This is a genomic window from Tropicimonas isoalkanivorans (assembly GCF_900112335.1).
GTDB classification, from domain to species: domain Bacteria; phylum Pseudomonadota; class Alphaproteobacteria; order Rhodobacterales; family Rhodobacteraceae; genus Tropicimonas; species Tropicimonas isoalkanivorans.
In genome coordinates, this window is record NZ_FOLG01000001.1 from 487,968 (window position 1) to 507,317 (window position 19,350).

The window sequence follows — 19,350 nt, forward strand, 5'->3', positions numbered from 1 at the left end:
ACGCGGCGCGGCGGGCGTCGCCCGCCCCCCCCTTACGCTAGGAAATGATGCCGGCGGCCCCCCATCCCGGGGGCCGTCGGTTTCCGCCCCTCCACCGCAAGGACAGACCCGACATGGCAAGCGTTCGCGCCCCCGCACCGACCTCCCCCGCTGAACCGCCAGGCGGCGCCGCGACGGATACGACCGACGGCGTGCTGGTAGAAGCGCGCGGCATTACCCAGACCTATCCGGGCGTCACCGCGCTCGAGGACGTGGCGATCAGTATCCGGGCAGGTTCGGTCCATGTCATCGCCGGTGAGAACGGCGCGGGCAAATCCACCCTTGTGAAGATCCTGACCGGGACCGAATCCCCCACCCGCGGCGAGGTCATCATCGGCGGCCGGCCCGCTGCCGAAGACCCGCAGTTGTTCCATCGGATCGGCTACGTGCCGCAGGAACTGAGCCTGTTCTCGCACATGACAGTGGCCGAAAACCTCTTCATGCCGTTCGAACAGTCCGGTTACGGGGGCGCGCTGCTCAACACCCGGCGGATGCAACGCAACGCAGCCGAACAACTGGAGCGTTTCAAGATCAATGCGCGCCCGGAGCAGCAAGTGCAGAGCCTATCGGTCTCGGACCAGCAGCTGCTGATGATCGCCCGCGCGCTCTCCCACCGGGAACTCGACGTGCTGATCCTCGACGAGCCAACCTCGTCCCTGACGGCGTCGGAGGTCGAGCGCCTGTTCGACCTGATCAACGCCCTGCGTGACGAAGGAAAGGGGATCGTCTTCATCTCCCACAAATCCGAAGAAGTGTTCGAGATGGGCGACGAGACCACCGTGCTCCGGAACGGCAAGCTGGTCGGCACCTATCCGATGGCCGACCTCGACGAGCGGCGGCTGCTGTCGCTTATGGCCGGCCGGGAGGTCGATACCGATGAACGCTTCAAGCCGGAAGTTGACGAGGGCGAAGTCATCCTCCAGGTGCGCGGGCTGACCGGCCCCGGATTCGAGAACATCAGCTTCGAACTGCGGCGCGGCGAGGTGCTCGGCCTTGCAGGACTGGTCGGCGCCGGGCGCACGGAGTCGATGCAGGCGGTGTTTGGCTACCTGCCCGTCAAATCCGGCGATGTCGTTCTGGACGGCGAGCCGCTCAAGTTGGGCGACACCTCCGCTTCGGTGCGGGCGGGCCTTCTCTATCTCTCCGAGGAGCGGAAGCTGCATGGCATCCTGCCGTTGCAGAGCGTACTGCATAACATCGGCGTGACGCTCTTTGACGAGACAGCCCGCAGAGGGCTGATTTCGGCGTCGAAGGAACGCGCCCGCGTGAGCGAGATCGTGCAGCGTTTCGACGTGAAAACGTCCTCGCTCGGCAACCGCATCATGTTCCTGTCCGGCGGCAACCAGCAGAAGGCGATCATCGGGCGCGCCATGGCGCTCCAGCCCAAAGTGCTGATCCTCGACGAGCCCACTCGCGGCATCGACGTCCGGACGAAGATCGAGGTTTACCGAATCATCACCCAGCTTGCCGAAGCGGGGGTGGGCGTCATCGTCATCTCGTCGGAGATGACGGAGCTGCGCAAATGCTCCACCCGGATCGCCTGCCTCTATGCGGGCCGCATCCAGGCGGAATTCGACAACGAAACATGCTCCAACGAAGAGCTGGTCACGGCCATCTTTGGCGGCAGGAGGGACGAGCAATGAAACTCAAGAACATCGGGTTCTCCACGATGCAGATCGGGATCGTGGCGATCGTTCTGGCGGCGCTCATCGCCGTGTCGTCGCTGGTGTCGGAGTACTTCGCCAGCTCCTACAACATGATGATTATCGCCCGCAGCCTGGCCTTCATCGGCCTCGTCACCACCGGGCAAGCCATGCTGATGCTTCTTGGCGAACTCGACATCTCGCTCGGCACGATCGGCGGCCTGTGCGGCGTTATCGCCGGTATGTTGATGGTCAACCTTGGGCTCAACCCCTTCGTGTCCATGCTCTTGGCGGTCATGTTCGGCGCGTTGTTCGGGCTGTTCAACGGGCTTCTGGTGACCGGGCTTGGCCTTCACTCCCTGGTGCTGACCATCGCCATGGCCGGTGTCTACAAGGGCATCAACCTGGTGCTGACGAAGGGCGTGGCGATCACCAACATTCCCGAGCAAGTGCAGTTTCTCGGGCGCGGGCAGGTCTGGGGCATTCCCGTGCCGTTCATCATCATGCTCGTCATCGCGTTGTTGATCACCGTTATCGCCCACAAGTCGCCGTTCGGCCGGTATATCTTCGCCATCGGCGACAACCCTCCGGCGGCGCGGATGCTGGGGATCAAGACGAACCGCATTCGCATCATGGTCTTTACCCTCGCGGGCACGCTTGCGGCGCTGGCCGGCACGCTCATGGTCGCGCGGCTCGGCACGGCGCAACCTTCGATCGGGGATTCCTGGGTGCTGCCGTCCATCGCCGCCGCGGTCATCGGCGGCGTGGCGACCACGGGGGGCGTGGGCTCGCCACTCGGTGCGATCCTCGGTGCCGGCATCATCGGCGTGATCGAGAACATCATCGTGCTTTACGGGGTGTCGCCCTATTGGCAGGGCGTGATCAGCGGTGTCGTGGTCGTTCTGGCGATCTCGTTCGACTCGATCTCGAGGCGCTTCCTCTTCGGACGGCACTAGCGCCATGCGCGCGGGCAAATCGGGGCAAGGCGCCGAGCGGCGCCCTGCCCTCCACGGACAGCTATTCCAGGTTCGTGTGGTTGGCCCGCATGGCCTGCGGATCGACTGCGAGCCGGTCGCGCAGTTTGAGGATCATGCATTCGAACAGGATGTACTGCGCGCCCTCGAACAGCGACCCCATGGGCAGGACGGAGACCGCCGCGCCGGTGTCATCCGCCATCGTCTGCGCGGGGATCGGGAGAACCACGTCCGCGGCAAGCGCGCATTTCCCGTCGGGCTGCGCAGTCACGCAGAGCGTCCGCGCCCCGGCGCTGGAGGCCGTATCCATCAGGGCGGCGACGGTCGAGAAATATCCCGGCCCGGCAGAGACGATCAGCAGGTCTCCCTCCCCCAGCGGCGGCGTGGTCATATCGCCCACCATCGAGGCCGCGCGCCCGAGGTGAAAGAGCCGCATCGCCAATCCCTTGATCTGCAAGCCTTCCCGGCCCACGCCGTAAAGCGCAATGCGCCGCGCGTCCGCAATCGCCTCGACCGCCGCATCGACGGCCGCCTCGTCGATCCGATCAAACACCTTCGCCAGGTCGCCAAGGGCCTCATGGTAGAGCGTCATCGCCTCGTCTCCTTCAACTCACGATCCATATTTCGCGCACAAGCCTCGCGCCGGCCGGCGGCGATAGCATCGTCCGGAACCGGACGGACCGCAATGGAACGGGCGCGCGCCGGAGCGCTCCTGTCCATCCTGCCGCCGACGCACGAAAGACACCACCTTGGGAGGTCATCATGAAACTCGGTCTCAATCTCTCCTTCGCCATCAAGCGCTGGTTGGGAGGGGAGCGCCTGGCGGCGCTGGTCGCCAACGAGTTGGAGACGCGGTATGTCCAATTTACCTGGGATCTGGTGGACCCGGACTGGCCCGCGTCTACCCGCGACACGCTTGCCCGGGAGTATGCGACCGCGTTTGCCGCTGCGGGCGTGACAGTCGAAAGCACCTTCGGCGGGTTGGCGTCCTACACCTTCAACCACATCCTTGCGCCCACGCCAGAACTGCGCGCGCTCGGGAAGGCCCACCTTCGCAATGCCATCGACATGACCGCCGCCATGGAGGTGCCGGCCGCCGGGATGCCGCTGGGCTCCTTTAGCGCCGACGACGCCGTGAACCCCGCCCGCCGGGAGGAGATCTACAAGATGGCGCTGGAGGCCTATGTCGACCTTGCGCGCCATGCGCGGGAACAAGGTCTTTCGATGTTGCTGGTGGAACCCGTCCCGCTGGCTACCGAATTCCCTGCAAGCGCGGAGGAGGCCTTGCGCTTGATGACGGACCTCGACGGCCAGACGGACGTGCCGGTCCGGCTCTGCGTCGACTGGGGGCATGCCATGTTCAAGCCGCTGTTCGGGGAAAAGGCCACCATGGAGCACTGGATGGAGGTCGTCGGGAACTACATCGCGACCTTCCACATCCAACAGCACGACGGTCTTTACGACCGGCACTGGAATTTCACTCGCGACGGGCTGATCACCCCCCAGATCCTGTCAGACTTCTGGGACCGGCACGAGTTGGACGAGCAGACCTACTTCCTGGAGATCATCTATCCCTTCGAGGAACCGGACGCCGTCGTTCTGGAGGACATGAAGGCCGCGATGAAGATGCTGCGATCCGTCTAGAGCGCGCGCGACGCCCGGCCTTCATGCTTGTTCCGTACCGGCGTTGCCCCCCTTCTCCTCGCCGAGCGCCGCAATCACGGCGGCGAGCGTTTTGGGCAGAGGATCGTTCGTCGTCAGCCGCAGCCACGCGATGATCCCGGGATCACGGGAAAGCTGGGCGTCAAGCACCGCCGCGTCCGCATCCGACGCCCCGCTGTCGCGCGACGTCAACCGCTGATGCAAGACCGCGGGATCGGCCTCCAGCCAGACGCCGAGGAACGGGGCATCGCCGACGCAGGTGGCAATCGCATCCCGGCGGCCTGCCCGGTCGAATGTTGCATCGGCCACCACCGCGCAGCCTGCTGCGACGAGGGACGCCGCACGCTGTGTGATCTGGCCATAGACGGCATCGGAGACCGCGTCGGTATAGGCTTCCTGCGGCAGATGCGTGGCGGCACCCACCCCGAACATTGCCTTGCGGATGCGGTCGCTTTCCAGCCGCCGGGCCCCCGGCGGAGCACCGAGCCGGGGCGCAAGCGTGGCGGCGAGGGTCGACTTGCCGCTCCCGCTCAGCCCACCGATGGCAACTAACTGCGGCGCACGCGGATCGAGGATCTCCAGCGCAAGGTCGTAATAGGCGCGGGCCGAGGCCCTTGCCCGGTCAGCCTCCTCCCCCTTCACCCCCTCGGCGCGCGTCGCCGTGACGTGCGCACGCACCGCGGCCCGCAGGGCAGTGAAAAGGGGCATCAGGGGATACCCGTCCTCCTGCCCCGCCAGGTCCAGGTAGCGGTTGGTGAGTTGGTTGGCCTGCACCTCCATCCCGCGGTGCCAGAGATCCATCGCGAGGAACGCGAAATCGTAGAGTACGTCCACCGTGGCCAGCCGGTCGTTGAAGTCGATGCAATCGAACAGCCGCGGCCGCCCTTCGAACAGGCAGATGTTGCGCAGGTGGAGGTCCCCGTGACAGCGCCGGATGGCACCCGCAGCTGCGCGGGCATCAAGCAGCGCCGCGTGGCGGTCGAGGGCGGACCGGAATGCGCCATCGATCGCGTCGATCTCGGCCGGGTCGAACACGCGGCTCTCCCCGAACCCCGCGCGGTTGATGTCGAGAACACCGCGCACGTTTTCGGCGCCGCTCTCACCGTGAACGACCGCCGCTGCGTCGTGGGCCGCCACGATCTCCCCCGCCAGTTCGTCCAGACACGCCGCCGTCAGCACGCCACGTTTGGCCAGGCCGTCGAACAGGCTACTCTGATCGAACCGAACCATCTCCACCACCGCGTCGACCAGCTCGCCGTCGCCATCGAACGTCAGACCGTCCGGCCCCCGCGTGATGCGCCGCACCCCGAGGTAGAGTGCCGGCGTCGTCGCACGGTTCAGCGCCAGTTCCTTCTCGCAGGCCGCCAGCCGAATCTGCGGCGTGGAGAAATCGGCATAGGGAAGATGTACCGCCTTCTTCAGCTTGAAGGCCCGCGCACCTGTCAGGAAGACTGCCGAAATATGAGTCTCGACAACCTCGACCGGCCCGGTTCCGCCGTGGCTTTCGGGATTGGCAAGAAACTCCATCGTCGCGCGCTGGTCCTGAACGAGCATCCTCGCCTCCCTTCGCGCCTGTCATCGCCATGCTACCGGCAGATGGGCGGACACGTGTTGACAGGGATCAAGCGGCGCAATGTTCAGAGCCCGGACGGTGTGGCTCCGTCATTATGACGGGGTTTTCCGGCCCGCGACTGGACGAGGTCCACGGCGGGCCGGAAACTGTCCGCTTGTGCCGCGCGCCACCATTCGGCATAGACCGTGTCCTCCGGTGCATCGATCAGCACGCCTTCGGCGAGGAACGATTGCACGCGGTCCATCGGCAGCGCCCGTTCCGGGCCGACCCGGTGCATCAGGTGATGCGGCTGCAGATCGCGCGGATGGGCAAAGCCGGCGGCGGCGACGATCTCCGCCAGGGCCTCCAGCGTCTTGGCATGGAACCGCGCGGCGCGCTCCCCCTGCACCTCCGGGATCAGGCCCCTCTGGCGGCTCTTGTTCTGGGTCGTGACACCGGTCGGGCAGGTTCCGAGGTGGCACCTTTGTGCCTGAACGCAGCCGATCGAGAGCATGAAGGCGCGGGCGGCATTGCACCAGTCCGCGCCCTGCGCCAGGCAGCGCGCCAGCCCCATCCCGGAGTAGACCTTGCCGCTCGCTGCCAGTCGCACGTCGTCCTTTAGACCCGCACCAACCAGCGCGTTTCGCATCAGCACGAGCCCCTCCGAGAGCGGCATCCCGACCCAGTCCGACAGCTCCACCGGCGCCGCCCCAGTGCCACCCTCGCCACCATCCACCACGATGAAGTCGGGGCGAATTCCTGTCTCCAGCATCGCCTTGGCCAGCGCGAAGGGTTCGTGCGGCTGCCCTATGCACAGTTTGAGGCCGACAGGCTTGCCGCCGGAGAGGTCCCGCATCCGGGCCGCAAATTCCATCAATTCGATGGGCGTGGAAAACGCGGAATGGCCGCGTGGCGACAGGCAGTCCTGATGCGCGGGAACCTGGCGCGCTTCGGCAATTTCCTCCGTCACCTTCGCGGCCGGAAGCATCCCCCCGTGGCCGGGCTTGGCACCCTGGCTCAGCTTGATTTCGGTCATCTTGACCGCATCGTGGGCCGCGCCGTCGCGGAACTTCTCAGAATCGAAGTTGCCCTGCTCATCTCGTGCGCCGAAATAGCCGGAGCCCAGTTCCCAGACGAGATCCCCGCCGTGTGCCAGGTGGTGCTTGCTTAGCCCCCCTTCGCCGGAATCGTGATAGAATCCTCCCTGTTTCGCCCCGATGTTCAGCGCCCGCACGGCATTGGCCGACAACGCGCCGAAACTCATCGCCGAGATGTTGAGGACCGAGGCCGAGTAGGGCCGCGCGCATTGATCGTTGCCAACCTGCACCCGCGGGCTTTCGTCCGGCCTGGGCTCGGGAGCGATGGAATGTCCGACCCAGTGGTAGTCGGGGTCCGACACGTGACGCTCGGTGCCAAAGGGATGCGTATCGGTCTCGCCCCGCGCCCGCGCGTGGATGAGATTGCGCGCATCGAAGGAGTAGGGCGTGCCGGAAAGGTCGCCTTCGACGATGTAGGAATGGAGATAGGGGCGAAGCTGATAGAACAGCCACCGGATACGGCCCGCAACGGGGTAGTTTCGGGTGATCGTCCATTTCTTCTGGTAGAAGTCGTAAATGCCGATCGCCACCACGGCGACGGCCAGCGGCACGAGCCAGTACCAGCCGAGGGCCAGTGAAACGATGGCCAGCCCCGCAGCCGTTGCTGGGATGATGGCGCGCTTTAACAGGTCGAGCATGAGTGGCCTCCGATCGCTGCGGATGGTAGGCGACGCGCCCGGATGATCAACATCCGTTCAGCCGACAGGATAAATCGGGGTGTCGGTGGGCGGTCGCACCCCGTCCGCAAATCACTTTGCGCCGTAGACCGCGACGGCGACCTTGCGCCCTTCGGCGTTCGCCACAAGCGCAAAGCCCATGTGCGTGAAAATCTGGTCTTCTCCGCCGGAGGCGAGGCGCGGGGCGAAATAGGCGCCATCGCTCCGAACCGCCTTTGCTCCACACCCACCGCAGGCCTCGGAGGCGACGGAAAGGCTGGTCCAGCCCTCACTTTCATCCGGAAGCAGGCCGAAGACATCATCCGGGAGCACCATATCATCGTCCGAGAACGTCGCCCCCTCGGCCAAGCGCTCCGCCAATGTGTCGAGCCCCGCGTCCGAAGCGAGCGGTGAACGTCCCTGCCCGTCCCGTTCAGCGTTGAGCGCCTCCAGTGCCGCGGCCCGAACCTCTTCTGGCACAGCGGCCGTCGGTTCGTCGGCGCCGTCGTGCCCTGGGGGCGTGCCCGGGCCGGAGAACGTCTGCACGGCATAGATCGTATCGCCGTCGGAGGTCATTGCGAAACCGAACGTGTCCAGCCCTTGGCCCAGGATGTTTGCCCGGTGCCCGGGGCTTTGCATCCAGCCGTCGTGGAAGGCACGCACCTGCGCCGCCTCATCCGGGGTACCACACCCCTCGCAGCGGGCGATGTTCTCGGCAACCACGCTCCACCGGCTGCCACCGGCCGCCAGCACGCGGTCGCGTACGTCCTCGCCCTCCGGCGACGTGTGGCTGTAGTATTCCCTCGCCAGCATGTCCTCGGCATGGGCCTCGGCCGCGGCCTGCAATACCGCGTCCGTCTCCAACTCGGGCAATCCTTGTTCGGCTCGCGAACCGTTGACAAGTGACAGCGCCTCCCCCGGCTCGGCCAGGGCCGGCGCGCAGATCAGGCACAGGAACATCGGAAGCAAGTGCGCAGGTTTCATGGGATGCGATCTATCCCGGACCGACGCCGCGACAACCCCTCGATGCACCCATGGGCTCGCGACGCGGTTGCCGCCGGTCCGGGAATTGGCATGATTGGCGCCGAAATCCGGAGGACCCGAACCATGACTCAACCCACCATCGACGACCTGGAGCAACAGGAGGCGCGTTTCGTGTTCGCGCAGTTCAATGAGGAGACCGCCTATGAGGTCGGCACGGCTTTGGTGGAGTCCGCCCGGTCGGCATCGGCGCCGGTCATTGTCGACATCCGCACGCCGGACCGGACATTGTTTCACGCCGCGATGCCGGGAAGCGCGCCGGACAACGACCACTGGGCGCGGCGCAAGAGCAATACCGTTCTCCGCCAGCACCGTTCCTCTCTCCTCGCCGGGATGCGCCTGGCCGCGAAGGGTCGCGACGTCGGGCCGGGGATCGGCCTGGATCCCATGGAGTTTTCTGCGCACGGCGGCAGCGTTCCGATCCGGGTCTCCGGCGTGGGGGTCATCGGCGCCATCACGGTCTCGGGCCTCGCGTCGGAGGAGGATCACGCGATGATCGCCGAGGTGCTTTCGCGTCACCTCGGCCTTGCGGACTAGAGCGTCGGGCGCGCGGCGTCACAACGTCGCAAGCCCGCCACAGCCTACCACTGCATACCTTATCGAATGGACCGCCCCATACCCTTGGAGTAGCAGACGGGGGGACTCACACAGGTACGGGATTCTCCTTCCCCCTGGATGGCACGTCGATACTTTCACAAGGCCAAGGTCGTGACCGAAGATCTTCAGTTCTACACGGTGAACCCGATTTCCAATCGGGTGGAGCGGAAGGACATCGAGCAACTGCTGGCACGATGCGGCCTCTCCTACGAGGAGCAGATCGAAGCTTTCGTCGTCTGCCGTGACGGCAATGAACTGGTCGCCTGTGCGGGACTGCAGAAGGACATCATCAAGGACGTCGCCATCGACCCGGACTACCGCGGCGGCGCGATGAGCCTGAAACTCGTCAGCGAGATCACCTATCTCGCTCACAGTCGCGGGCTGGATCTGCTCTTTGTCTACACCGAGCCGAAGAACGCGGAATTCTTCCGCGGGTGCGGCTTCTACGACCTGGTGGAAGTTCCTGACCGGGTGACGCTGCTGGAGAATACGCCCATCGGCATCCGCTCCTACTGCGCCAAGCTCGCCCGGCAGCGGGTGGCGGGAGAGAAAATCGGCTGCGTCGTGGCCAACGCCAACCCCTTCACCCTCGGCCACCGCTACCTGATCGAACAGGCGGCAAAGGCCTGCGACTGGCTACATCTGTTCATGGTGCGCGAGGACGTCTCCCTCTTTTCCTACAAGGACCGCTACTACCTCGCGCAGGAAAACATCCGCGGCATCCCGAACGTGACGCTCCACGAGGGCTCCCACTACATGATCTCGCGGGCCACCTTCCCCTGCTATTTTTTCAAGGACCGGGGCATCGTCGGCAAATGCCGCACGGCCGTGGACCTGCTGTTGTTCCGCAATCACATCGCCCCGGCGCTCGGCGTGACGCACCGCTTCGTGGGCACCGAGCCGTTCTGCCCCACCACCAACAAGTACAACACCGACATGAAAGTTTGGCTGCAGGAGGACGTCTCGAAAGCGCCGCCGATCAAGGTGGTGGAGATCGAGCGGACCCAGCGAAACGGCCTGGCCATCTCGGCTTCGGAGGTGCGCCGGCTGCTGCGCAAGGGCGAGATGGAGCGCATCCGCGACATGGTTCCGCCGGCCACCTTCGACCTGTTGGAATCGAAATACGCGGCGTTGGCGCGGCCGGTCACCGATACATGAAATTGCGCCGGCATGCGGCCGGCGACAGGAGAGGACGGAAAAATGGAACTGAAACAGGAGTCGCTGGCGGGAACGCTGGAGTCCAGCGATCTCTTTATCCGCATATCGCCCAGCGACGAGCCGCTTGAGGTGGTCATCAACAGCGAGGTCGGCCACCAGTTCGGCGACCAGATCCGCGCCGCCGTGGTGGAAACGCTGGAAATGCTGAAGGTTACGAAAGGTATCGTAATCGTGGAGGACAAGGGCGCGCTCGACTGCACCATCCGGGCACGAGTACACGCCGCGGCAATGCGTGCCGCCGGTGTGACCGAGGTCGATTGGGAGGCGCTGTCATGACCCTCCGACGCTCCATGCTCTTCGTGCCGGGCTCCTCGGCGGCGATGCTCTCCACCGCCTTCATCTTCAAGCCGGACTCCGTGATGTTCGACCTCGAGGATGCCGTGTCGCTCCGGGAAAAGGACGCTGCGCGACTGCTCGTCTACCGGACGCTGAAGATGCCGCTCTACGACGGGATCGAACGGGTCGTCCGCATCAACCCGCTGTCCTCCCCCTTCGGCCACGATGACCTGCAGGCGGCCGTGCGCGGCGGCGCCGATGTGATCCGCCTGCCCAAGACCAACACCGCCGATGAAGTGCACGAGTTGGAAGCGGCCGTCGCGGAGGTGGAACGGGACTGCGGGCGCGAGGTTGGGTCGACGCGCCTGATGGCGGCCATCGAATCCGCCTCGGGCGTCGTCAACGCCACCTCGATCGCCACGGCCTCACCACGGATCGTCGGCATCGCGCTCGCGGGCTTCGATTACGTGATGGACATGCAGACCACCCGCGGTGATGGAACGGAGCTGTTCTATGCGCGCTGTGCGGTGTTGCACGCCGCCCGCGCCGCAGAGATCGATGCCTTTGACGTGGTCTTCCCCGACCTCAATGACGAGGAAGGTTTCATGAAAGAGGTGGAGCTCATCAAGCGACTGGGCTTCAACGGCAAGTCGCTCATCAACCCGCGCCAGATTGAGCTCCTGCACAACGCCTACGCCCCCACGCAGGAAGACGTGGACTATGCCCGCCGCGTGGTAGCGGCGGCAGAGCAGGCCGAGGCGGATGGCCTCGGGGTGATCTCGCTCAACGGAAAGATGGTCGATGCCCCCGTGGTGGAGAACGCGAAACGCGTGCTCAACCGGGCGGCGGCGTCTGGACTGCGGAAATAGGCGGACACGAGACATGGATTCGCAACATCAATCGAACGCCGGAACTGAACGCGCAGCGGAGCTCGCGCCGTTCGGAGGGCGCAACGCCAACATCCCGTACCCCTGCGGCCCGGAGGCCAACCCCGACCGCAAGATCGTGGACAGTGTCGAGGAGGCCGTGCGCCGCGTCGGGTTGAAGGACGGCATGACCGTGTCCTTTCACCATGCCTTCCGCGAGGGCGACAAGACGATCAACATGGTCGTCGGCGTGCTCGCCCGCATGGGCTTCAAGGATCTCACGCTCGCCGCTTCCTCCTTGCTATCCGCCAACGCTCCGCTCATCGAGCACATCAAGAACGGCGTGATCCGCCGGATCTACACCTCCGGCATGCGCGGCAAGCTGGGCGATGCGATCTCCAACGGGCTGATGGACACGCCCGTTACCTTCCATTCCCATGGCGGTCGGCCAGCGCTGATCGAACGTGGAGAATTGCAAATCGACGTCGCCTTCCTGGGTGTCTCCGCCTGCGATCCGTTCGGCAATGCCAACGGCGTCTCCGGGCGCTCGTGGTGCGGCGCGCTTGGCTATGCGATGGTCGACGCGCAATTCGCCCGCAACGTGGTGATGCTGACGGAGGAGGTCGTCCCCTACCCCAACGCCCCGGCCAGCATCCGGCAGGACCAGGTTGACTGGATCGTGCAGGTGGACGAGGTGGGCGATCCGGCCAAGATCAGCGTCGGCGCCGCCCGCGCCACGACCAACCCGCGCGAGTTGCTCATCGCCCGGCTGTCGGCCGAGGTGATGGAACACGCGGGCTACTTCGAGGACGGTTTCTCGATGCAGACCGGCACCGGCGGTTCCGCGACGGCGACCACCCGGTTCCTGGAGGACCGGATGCGCAGCAAGGGGATCGCCGCTGCCTGGGCACTCGGCGGGCAGACCGGCAGCATGGTGGATCTGCACAAGAAAGGCTTGATCGGCACGCTGCTCGACACCCAGAGCTTCGACGCCGTGGCCGCCCGCTCGCTGGCCGAGTCACCCCGTCACTCCGAGATTTCGGCCCACGTCTACGCCAACCCGCTCGCCAAAGGCGCGGTGGTGGACCGGCTGGACATGGTGATCTTGTCGGCGTTGGAGATTGATCTGGACTTCAACGTGAACGTCCTGACCGGGTCGGACGGCGTGGTGCGCGGGGCCATCGGCGGCCATGCGGACACGGCGGCCAGAGCCAAGCTCGCCATCGTGGTCGCCCCGCTCCTGCGCACCCGCATCCCCACCGTTGTGGAAAAGGTCACAACGCGGGTCACGCCGGGCGAGACCATCGGCGTTCTGGTCACCGACCATGGCATCGCGGTCAATCCGCGTCGGCCAGACGTCGCCGACAGGCTGAAGGCAGCAGGCCTACCCGTGGTTCCGATCGAGGATCTGCACCGCAGGGCGATCGCCATCTCGGGCCAACCGCAACCCTTGCGCTTCCTCGACCGGGTGGTCGGGCACGTGCGGTATCGTGACGGCACACTGATCGACACCGTCCGCCAGGTTGCACCGTGACGCCGCGCACGACGCAATTCTGTCCCGAGGGGACCACGGCACCGAGGCGCGGCGGGCTCCGAGCCCCAGGCGCGGCCCTCTCTCCACAGGAGTGGGCCGCGTTGGCGCACGAGGCCCTGCTGCGGGAGGTCCACCTGACCCCGAAACCGGGCCTTGTGGACCGGCGCAACACGGGCTCTCACAGGGACATGACGTTGGCCACCTTCGAGGTCAGCGCCGACGCGCTGCGCCCCTTCTTCGAGGCGTTCGTCGAGGCTGGCATGGGCTCCGGCGCGTCGCCCCCAGCCGACGCGCTGCCGGAGCTTCGGCGCATCGGCCTTGCCTGCGAGAGTGCGATGCTGGTGGCGACGGCGGGGGTCAACACACACAAAGGGGCGATCTTCTCCTTTGGCCTCCTGCTCGGGGCGGCGGGCCGGTTGATTGCCGGCGGGCAGCCTCCGACACCCGAGCGGATTACGGAGGAAGCGGCGCTGATCGCCGCCGGGCTGGTGCAGCGGGACCTTGCGGTGCGCCGACGCACCGCTCGGACGGCTGGCGAGTACATCTTCCGCCGGTACGGACTCACGGGTGCGCGCGGCGAAGCGGAATCTGGCTTTGCAAGCGTGCGCAGTGTGGGACTGCCAGCGTATCGCGCGGCGCAAGAGCATGGAGCACCTCGGGAGCTTGCCCTGCTGGCCGCGCTCATTGACCTCCTCGCCGTCAACGGGGACACGAACCTCGTCGCGCGTGGCGGCATGGATGGCTTGCGTTTCGTCCGGCGGGAGGCAGTTCGGCTGCGCGAGGCGGGCGGGATCTTCGCCCCGGATGCGCTCGAACGGCTGGAGGCGATGGACGACGCGCTCATCGCCCGCAACCTCAGTCCCGGCGGAACAGCCGACCTCGTCGGCGTCACGTGGTTTCTCGCTGAATTGCCGGTGTACGCCGCCGGGTGCGACCGCCATGGCGGGCAATAATGAAGACCCATTCGCCGGACCGCCGGTCAGCCTGACCGACATGCTCAGAGCGCGCGAGCGACGCGTCGCGTTACGCCAGTCGACACAGGACTGGCTTGGCGTGCCTGCCGTGACCGTCACGGTGGTTATGCCCGGTGCGGTGAAGGACTGTCCGATGTCGCGCCTGCTGGCCTCCGAGGCCTGCCGTGCGGTCAGCGACGTATTCCATCGGATGCACTGGCACGCCGACACTGTCCTGTCGGAGACTTACGCCACCGGCCCGGAGACGCTCTTTGCGGTCTCCACCCTTGCCAAGCCCCTGAAGCTGACCATGATCGACTTGGAAGAAACGCACCCCCTGGGCCGGTTGTGGGACATCGACGTGCACGACGGGACAGGAACCGCGGTGTCCCGAAGCGTCGTCGGCCGCGCGCCGCGCCAGTGCCTACTTTGCGAGCAACCTGCTCACGCCTGCGCCCGGTCGCGTGCACACGCGCTCGCGGAACTCCGAGAGGCGATGCATCAGAGGGTTGAGGCCTGGCAGTCCTCCGGTCAACCTTGCCAATAGGCCAGTTGCCTGCAATCTATTGGCTGCTGGAGACAATCCGCGGCGAGAGGCTCGCACGTGTCCGAAGTGGCCAAAGAGATGACCAATATCGCAAACCCCGAAGCGCTGGACGCATTGTCCGCGCTGTCGGAGCGTTACGTGTTCGCTTTGGTCCCGGGCTTCAAGAACAGCGGCCCGGAGCACTGGCAAAGCCACTGGCAGAACAGTACACCGTTCTTCACCCGCATCACCCACAGCCACTGGACGCACCGCGACATCCATTTCTGGATCGACGCCATCCGGCGGCTGCTGGCGGAGGTCGAAAAGCCCGTAATCCTCATCGGGCATTCGTTGGGATCGCTGGCCTCCGCTTGCGTCATCGCCGAAGCGCATCCCCGCGTGGCCGGCGGAATGCTGGTGGCGCCGGCCGAACCGATGCGCTTCGAGGCCGAGGACCAGATCCCTCATGCCCCGCTGCCACGACCCACCGTGCTGGTGGCCAGCCACAACGACACGTTGATCTCGTTATCGCGCACGCAGGGGCTGGCGCAGAACTGGCAATCGGACTTCGTCGATCTGGGAGACGCAGGCCACATCAATTCGGAATCCGGGTTCGGGCGATGGCCTTACGGCCTGACGATCCTTGCCGATCTCGTCGCTCGGATCGAGGACGGTGCGGCCGCGCAGGGGTAACCGGCGTGCCGCATCACGATGAACGACCCGTGGGGGCGTGAAGCAAGGCCGGTAATAACATGAGCCCAACTCATGTAAATGATGCCGATTATGAATTTCATATTCTCCGCCGCATTCGATACATGTCCACTCGCTCAGAGCCTCGACAGCAATCTCGAAAGACGCCATGACTTCTCCCTCCTCCGTTTTCTCCCGCCTGCAACAGGCGGCGCGTTCCCGTATCCTCGTTCTTGATGGAGCCATGGGGACGCAGATTCAGAAACTCGGGCTGTCGGAGGCGGACTTCCACGGGAGCGGCGCCTGCGGCTGCCATCCGGCGCCGGGAGGCGAGCGGCCGCAGAAGGGGAACAACGACCTTCTCAATCTGACGCGGCCGGAGGCGATCGAGGACATCCATTACCAATACGCCCTCGCCGGCGCGGACATCGTGGAAACGAACACGTTCTCCGCAACCACCATCGCCCAGGCGGACTACGGCATGGAATCCGCCGTGCGCGACATCAACCTTGCCGGGGCGCGTCTCGCGCGGCAGGCGATGGACCGGGCGGAGGCGCATGACGGGCGGGCACGGTTCGTCGCCGGGGCCCTAGGGCCGACCAACCGCACAGCGTCGCTAAGTCCGGATGTGAACAACCCCGGCTACCGCGCTGTTACATTTGAGCAATTGCGGGCGGCCTATTTCGAGCAGGCGGAGGCCTTGGTCGAAGGTGGGGCGGATATCCTGCTGATCGAAACCATCTTTGACACGCTCAATGCAAAGGCTGCGATCTTTGCCTGCGAGGAGGTCTTTGCCGCGCGGGGCGAGCGCCTTCCGGTCATGATCTCCGGCACCATCACCGATCTCTCCGGCCGCACCCTGTCCGGCCAGACGCCGACGGCTTTCTGGCATTCCATCCGCCACGCTGCACCCTTCACAGTGGGGCTCAACTGCGCCCTCGGCGCCGCCGCCATGCGGCCGCATCTGGCGGAGCTGGCGGGAGCGGCGGATACGCTGATCTGCGCCTACCCGAATGCCGGGCTACCCAACGAGATGGGGGCCTATGACGAGACGCCGGAGCAGATGGCAGCCCAGGTCGCCGAGTTCGCCCGCGAAGGGCTGGTGAACGTCGTCGGCGGCTGCTGCGGATCGACCTACGAGCACATCCGCGCCATCGCGGAGGCCGTGAAGGACAGCGCGCCGCGGATCGTGCCGGAGCAACCGCGCCGGATGCGCCTGTCGGGGCTGGAGCCGTTCACGCTGACGCCGGACATTCCATTCGTCAACGTGGGCGAGCGGACCAACGTCACTGGCTCCGCCCGCTTCCGAAAGCTGATCAAGACCGCCGACTACACCGCCGCGCTGGAGGTGGCCCGCGCCCAGGTCGAGAACGGCGCGCAGGTGATCGACATTAATATGGACGAGGGACTCATCGACTCCCGCGCGGCGATGGTCGACTTCCTGAACCTCGTCGCCTCCGAGCCCGATATCGCCCGCGTGCCGATCATGATCGACAGCTCCAAGTGGGAGGTGATCGAGGCCGGGCTGCAATGTGTGCAGGGCAAGCCGATCGTCAACTCGATCTCGCTGAAGGAGGGTGAAGAGGCCTTCCTTCGGCAAGCGCGGCTGTGCCGGGCCTATGGCGCGGCGATGGTGGTGATGGCGTTCGACGAACAGGGTCAGGCGGACTCCGAGGACCGCAAGGTAGAGATCTGCCGCCGCGCCTACCGCCTGCTGACTGAAGTTGCGGACGTGCCGCCCGAAGACATCATCTTCGATCCCAACGTCTTTGCCGTCGCCACTGGGATCGAGGAGCACGACAACTACGGCGTCGACTTCATCGAGGCGACCCGCCGGATCGTCGCCGACTGTCCGCACGTCCATATCTCCGGCGGCGTCTCCAACCTGTCCTTCAGCTTCCGTGGCAACGAGCCCGTACGGGAGGCGATGCACGCGGTCTTCCTCTACCACGCTATCCGCGCCGGGATGGACATGGGCATCGTCAACGCCGGGCAGCTCGCCGTCTATGACCAGATCGAACCGGATTTGCGCGCGGCCTGCGAGGACGTAGTGCTGAACCGCCGGCCGGACGGCACTGAGCGGCTCCTTGAACTCGCCGAGCGGTATCGGGGTCAGGGCGGCAGCAAGGCGCGCGAGAAGGACATGTCGTGGCGCGAGTGGCCCGTGCAGAAACGGCTGGAACATGCCCTCGTCAATGGCCTGACCGAGTTCATCGCCGAGGACACGGAGGAGGCCCGTGTGGCCGCCGAGAGGCCGCTCGACGTGATCGAAGGCCCCCTGATGGACGGGATGAACGTGGTTGGAGACCTTTTCGGCTCCGGCAAGATGTTCCTTCCCCAGGTCGTCAAGTCGGCCCGCGTGATGAAACAGGCCGTGGCCGTTCTCCTGCCGTATATGGAGGAGGAAAAGCGCCGGAGTGGTGGCCGGGAGACCGCCGGGAAGGTGTTGCTGGCGACCGTGAAGGGAGACGTGCACGATATCGGCAAGAACATCGTGGGCGTCGTCCTGGCGTGCAACAATTACGAAATCATTGACCTTGGCGTCATGGTGCCGGCGGAAAAGATCCTCGCCACCGCGAAAGCCGAGGAGGTCGACGTGATCGGCCTGTCGGGGCTCATCACGCCCTCTCTCGACGAAATGGTGCATGTAGCCGCGGAGATGGAGCGCGAAGGCTTCGATGTCCCACTTCTGATCGGCGGCGCCACGACCAGCCGGGTGCACACCGCGGTGAAGATCCACCCCGCCTATCATCGGGGCCAGGCGGTGCATGTCACCGACGCCAGCCGCGCGGTCGGCGTCGTGTCCTCGCTTCTCTCCGAAAGCAGGAAGGATGAATTCGTCGGCAAGGTCGGCGCCGACTACGCCGATATCGCGGAAAAGTACGCGCGGGGCGATCGGAACAAGTCGCGCCTGCCGCTGGCGGATGCCCGTTCCAACGCCCTCAAGATCGACTTTTCGGCCTATCGCCCGAAGCAGCCGAGCTTCCTTGGGACGAAGGTCCTGAACGGCTGGGACCTGGCAGCGCTCGTCCGCTACATCGACTGGACCCCCTTCTTTCAAACCTGGGAGATGAAGGGCGTTTTCCCGAAGATCCTTGATGACCCCAAACAGGGCGCGGCGGCCCGCCAGCTTTACGAAGATGCGCAGGCGATGCTGCAGCGGATTGTCGAAGAGAAATGGTTCACGCCGCGCGCGGTTGTCGGCTTCTGGCCAGCGAACGCGGTCGGGGATGACATTCGGCTCTACACTGACGAAACCCGCGCCGGAACGGTGGCGACGCTCCACACACTGCGCCAGCAGACCGCGAAGCGTGGCGACCGGCCGAACGTTGCCATGTCAGATTTCGTGGCCCCCGAAGGAACGGCGCCTGACTATGTCGGCGGGTTCGTTGTCACCGCCGGCCCCGAGGAATCCGACATCGCGGCAGACTTCGAGAAGGCGCACGACGACTATGCGGCAATCCTCGTCAAGGCGCTGGCGGACCGGATTGCGGAGGCCTTTGCGGAACGCCTTCACGAGCGGGTCAGGACCGAATTCTGGGGATACGCGCCAGACGAGGCCCTCGAGTGCGCCCAGCTTATCGCCGAGGACTACGACGGCATCCGCCCGGCTCCGGGGTACCCGGCCCAGCCCGATCACACGGAAAAGCAGACGCTGTTCGAGTTGCTCGATGCGACCGCCGCGACCGGCGTTACGCTTACCGAAAGCTATGCCATGTGGCCAGGTTCCTCGGTCTCCGGACTCTATATCGCCCACCCCGAGAGCTACTATTTCGGGGTCGGAAAGATCGAGCGGGACCAGGCCGAAGACTACGCTGCCCGAAAAGGCATGTCGGTGTCCGACGTCGAACGCTGGCTTGCACCCGTGCTGAATTATGCGCCTCGGACGCGGTCGCCTGCCGAGATCGGCGCGGAATAGTCCCGGCGGCGCGTCGGCTGACAGTTCGGGACCGGGGCGCCGCCCCGGACCCCGGGGTATTGGGACCAACAAGAAGCGGCAGGGTCGCACGACATCCGGACCGGGGC

General features: G+C 65.6%; 16 protein-coding genes. 12 read left to right on the forward strand and 4 right to left on the reverse strand.

Annotated features, from left to right (window positions below):
* Positions 1-113 precede the first annotated feature (113 nt).
* The gene (locus BM075_RS02250; protein ID WP_093359033.1) at positions 114-1,682 is read left to right on the forward strand and encodes a sugar ABC transporter ATP-binding protein; all 1,569 of its coding nucleotides are present in this window, start codon (positions 114-116) and stop codon (positions 1,680-1,682) included.
* Positions 1,679-2,638 (forward strand): ABC transporter permease, encoded by a 960-nt coding sequence (locus BM075_RS02255; RefSeq protein WP_093359035.1) that lies wholly within the window; start codon positions 1,679-1,681, stop codon positions 2,636-2,638. The genes BM075_RS02250 and BM075_RS02255 overlap by 4 nt, the downstream gene beginning before the upstream one ends.
* Before the next feature lie 61 nt (positions 2,639-2,699).
* Here the strand turns inward: BM075_RS02255 and BM075_RS02260 are convergent, their stop codons facing one another.
* The gene (locus tag BM075_RS02260) at positions 2,700-3,248 is read right to left on the reverse strand and encodes an SIS domain-containing protein (protein ID WP_093359036.1); all 549 of its coding nucleotides are present in this window, start codon (positions 3,246-3,248) and stop codon (positions 2,700-2,702) included.
* Positions 3,249-3,418: 170 nt separating this feature from the next.
* Here BM075_RS02260 and BM075_RS02265 point away from each other — a divergent pair, with 170 nt between their 5' ends.
* A complete protein-coding gene (locus BM075_RS02265; RefSeq protein ID WP_093359037.1) occupies positions 3,419-4,300 on the forward strand; it encodes a sugar phosphate isomerase/epimerase family protein in 882 nt (293 codons plus the stop codon).
* Positions 4,301-4,321: 21 nt separating this feature from the next.
* On the opposite strand, the gene BM075_RS02270 is transcribed toward BM075_RS02265, so the two are convergent.
* The 3 genes from BM075_RS02270 to BM075_RS02280 form a co-directional block, all read right to left on the reverse strand.
* Positions 4,322-5,872 carry a bifunctional aminoglycoside phosphotransferase/ATP-binding protein gene (locus tag BM075_RS02270; RefSeq protein WP_093359039.1) on the reverse strand — a complete coding sequence of 517 codons (1,551 nt, stop codon included), beginning with the start codon at positions 5,870-5,872 and terminating at the stop codon, positions 4,322-4,324.
* A gap of 83 nt (positions 5,873-5,955) precedes the next feature.
* A complete protein-coding gene (locus tag BM075_RS02275) occupies positions 5,956-7,605 on the reverse strand; it encodes an FMN-binding glutamate synthase family protein (RefSeq protein ID WP_093359040.1) in 1,650 nt (549 codons plus the stop codon).
* Positions 7,606-7,716: 111 nt separating this feature from the next.
* The gene (locus tag BM075_RS02280) at positions 7,717-8,607 is read right to left on the reverse strand and encodes a CAP domain-containing protein (protein ID WP_093359041.1); all 891 of its coding nucleotides are present in this window, start codon (positions 8,605-8,607) and stop codon (positions 7,717-7,719) included.
* A 123-nt stretch (positions 8,608-8,730) separates the two neighbouring features.
* On the opposite strand from BM075_RS02280, the gene BM075_RS02285 reads away from it, so the two are divergent.
* From BM075_RS02285 to metH, 9 genes are all read left to right on the forward strand, one after another.
* On the forward strand, positions 8,731-9,201 hold the full coding sequence (locus tag BM075_RS02285) for a heme-degrading domain-containing protein (protein WP_093359391.1): 471 nt from the start codon (positions 8,731-8,733) through the stop codon (positions 9,199-9,201).
* A 138-nt stretch (positions 9,202-9,339) separates the two neighbouring features.
* The gene (gene citC, locus BM075_RS02290; RefSeq protein ID WP_218152799.1) at positions 9,340-10,419 is read left to right on the forward strand and encodes a [citrate (pro-3S)-lyase] ligase; all 1,080 of its coding nucleotides are present in this window, start codon (positions 9,340-9,342) and stop codon (positions 10,417-10,419) included.
* Positions 10,420-10,461: 42 nt separating this feature from the next.
* Positions 10,462-10,755 carry a citrate lyase acyl carrier protein gene (gene citD / locus BM075_RS02295; RefSeq protein WP_093359392.1) on the forward strand — a complete coding sequence of 98 codons (294 nt, stop codon included), beginning with the start codon at positions 10,462-10,464 and terminating at the stop codon, positions 10,753-10,755.
* Complete coding sequence (citE, locus tag BM075_RS02300) at positions 10,752-11,624, forward strand: citrate (pro-3S)-lyase subunit beta (RefSeq protein WP_093359042.1); 873 nt, start codon at positions 10,752-10,754, stop codon at positions 11,622-11,624. Before citD ends, citE begins: the two co-directional genes overlap by 4 nt.
* 13 nt (positions 11,625-11,637) lie before the next feature.
* Positions 11,638-13,155 (forward strand): citrate lyase subunit alpha, encoded by a 1,518-nt coding sequence (gene citF, locus BM075_RS02305; protein WP_093359043.1) that lies wholly within the window; start codon positions 11,638-11,640, stop codon positions 13,153-13,155.
* A 101-nt stretch (positions 13,156-13,256) separates the two neighbouring features.
* Positions 13,257-14,108 carry a triphosphoribosyl-dephospho-CoA synthase CitG gene (gene citG / locus BM075_RS02310; RefSeq protein WP_177208221.1) on the forward strand — a complete coding sequence of 284 codons (852 nt, stop codon included), beginning with the start codon at positions 13,257-13,259 and terminating at the stop codon, positions 14,106-14,108.
* The gene (gene citX / locus BM075_RS02315) at positions 14,095-14,655 is read left to right on the forward strand and encodes a citrate lyase holo-[acyl-carrier protein] synthase (RefSeq protein ID WP_177208222.1); all 561 of its coding nucleotides are present in this window, start codon (positions 14,095-14,097) and stop codon (positions 14,653-14,655) included. Before citG ends, citX begins: the two co-directional genes overlap by 14 nt.
* 78 nt (positions 14,656-14,733) lie before the next feature.
* A complete protein-coding gene (locus BM075_RS02320) occupies positions 14,734-15,327 on the forward strand; it encodes an RBBP9/YdeN family alpha/beta hydrolase (protein WP_093359394.1) in 594 nt (197 codons plus the stop codon).
* Positions 15,328-15,493: 166 nt separating this feature from the next.
* Positions 15,494-19,243 carry a methionine synthase gene (gene metH / locus BM075_RS02325; protein ID WP_093359046.1) on the forward strand — a complete coding sequence of 1,250 codons (3,750 nt, stop codon included), beginning with the start codon at positions 15,494-15,496 and terminating at the stop codon, positions 19,241-19,243.
* Positions 19,244-19,350 lie beyond the last annotated feature (107 nt).

Bases quoted from the DNA above. Each gene is read 5' to 3' on its own strand.
- BM075_RS02250 (WP_093359033.1), top strand. From the start codon at position 114: ATGGCAAGCGTTCGCGCCCCCGCACCGACCTCCCCCGCTGAACCGCCA.
- BM075_RS02255 (WP_093359035.1), top strand. From the start codon at position 1,679: ATGAAACTCAAGAACATCGGGTTCTCCACGATGCAGATCGGGATCGTG.
- BM075_RS02260 (WP_093359036.1), bottom strand. From the start codon at position 3,248: ATGACGCTCTACCATGAGGCCCTTGGCGACCTGGCGAAGGTGTTTGAT.
- BM075_RS02265 (WP_093359037.1), top strand. From the start codon at position 3,419: ATGAAACTCGGTCTCAATCTCTCCTTCGCCATCAAGCGCTGGTTGGGA.
- BM075_RS02270 (WP_093359039.1), bottom strand. From the start codon at position 5,872: ATGCTCGTTCAGGACCAGCGCGCGACGATGGAGTTTCTTGCCAATCCC.
- BM075_RS02275 (WP_093359040.1), bottom strand. From the start codon at position 7,605: ATGCTCGACCTGTTAAAGCGCGCCATCATCCCAGCAACGGCTGCGGGG.
- BM075_RS02280 (WP_093359041.1), bottom strand. From the start codon at position 8,607: ATGAAACCTGCGCACTTGCTTCCGATGTTCCTGTGCCTGATCTGCGCG.
- BM075_RS02285 (WP_093359391.1), top strand. From the start codon at position 8,731: ATGACTCAACCCACCATCGACGACCTGGAGCAACAGGAGGCGCGTTTC.
- citC (WP_218152799.1), top strand. From the start codon at position 9,340: ATGGCACGTCGATACTTTCACAAGGCCAAGGTCGTGACCGAAGATCTT.
- citD (WP_093359392.1), top strand. From the start codon at position 10,462: ATGGAACTGAAACAGGAGTCGCTGGCGGGAACGCTGGAGTCCAGCGAT.
- citE (WP_093359042.1), top strand. From the start codon at position 10,752: ATGACCCTCCGACGCTCCATGCTCTTCGTGCCGGGCTCCTCGGCGGCG.
- citF (WP_093359043.1), top strand. From the start codon at position 11,638: ATGGATTCGCAACATCAATCGAACGCCGGAACTGAACGCGCAGCGGAG.
- citX (WP_177208222.1), top strand. From the start codon at position 14,095: ATGGCGGGCAATAATGAAGACCCATTCGCCGGACCGCCGGTCAGCCTG.
- BM075_RS02320 (WP_093359394.1), top strand. From the start codon at position 14,734: ATGACCAATATCGCAAACCCCGAAGCGCTGGACGCATTGTCCGCGCTG.
- metH (WP_093359046.1), top strand. From the start codon at position 15,494: ATGACTTCTCCCTCCTCCGTTTTCTCCCGCCTGCAACAGGCGGCGCGT.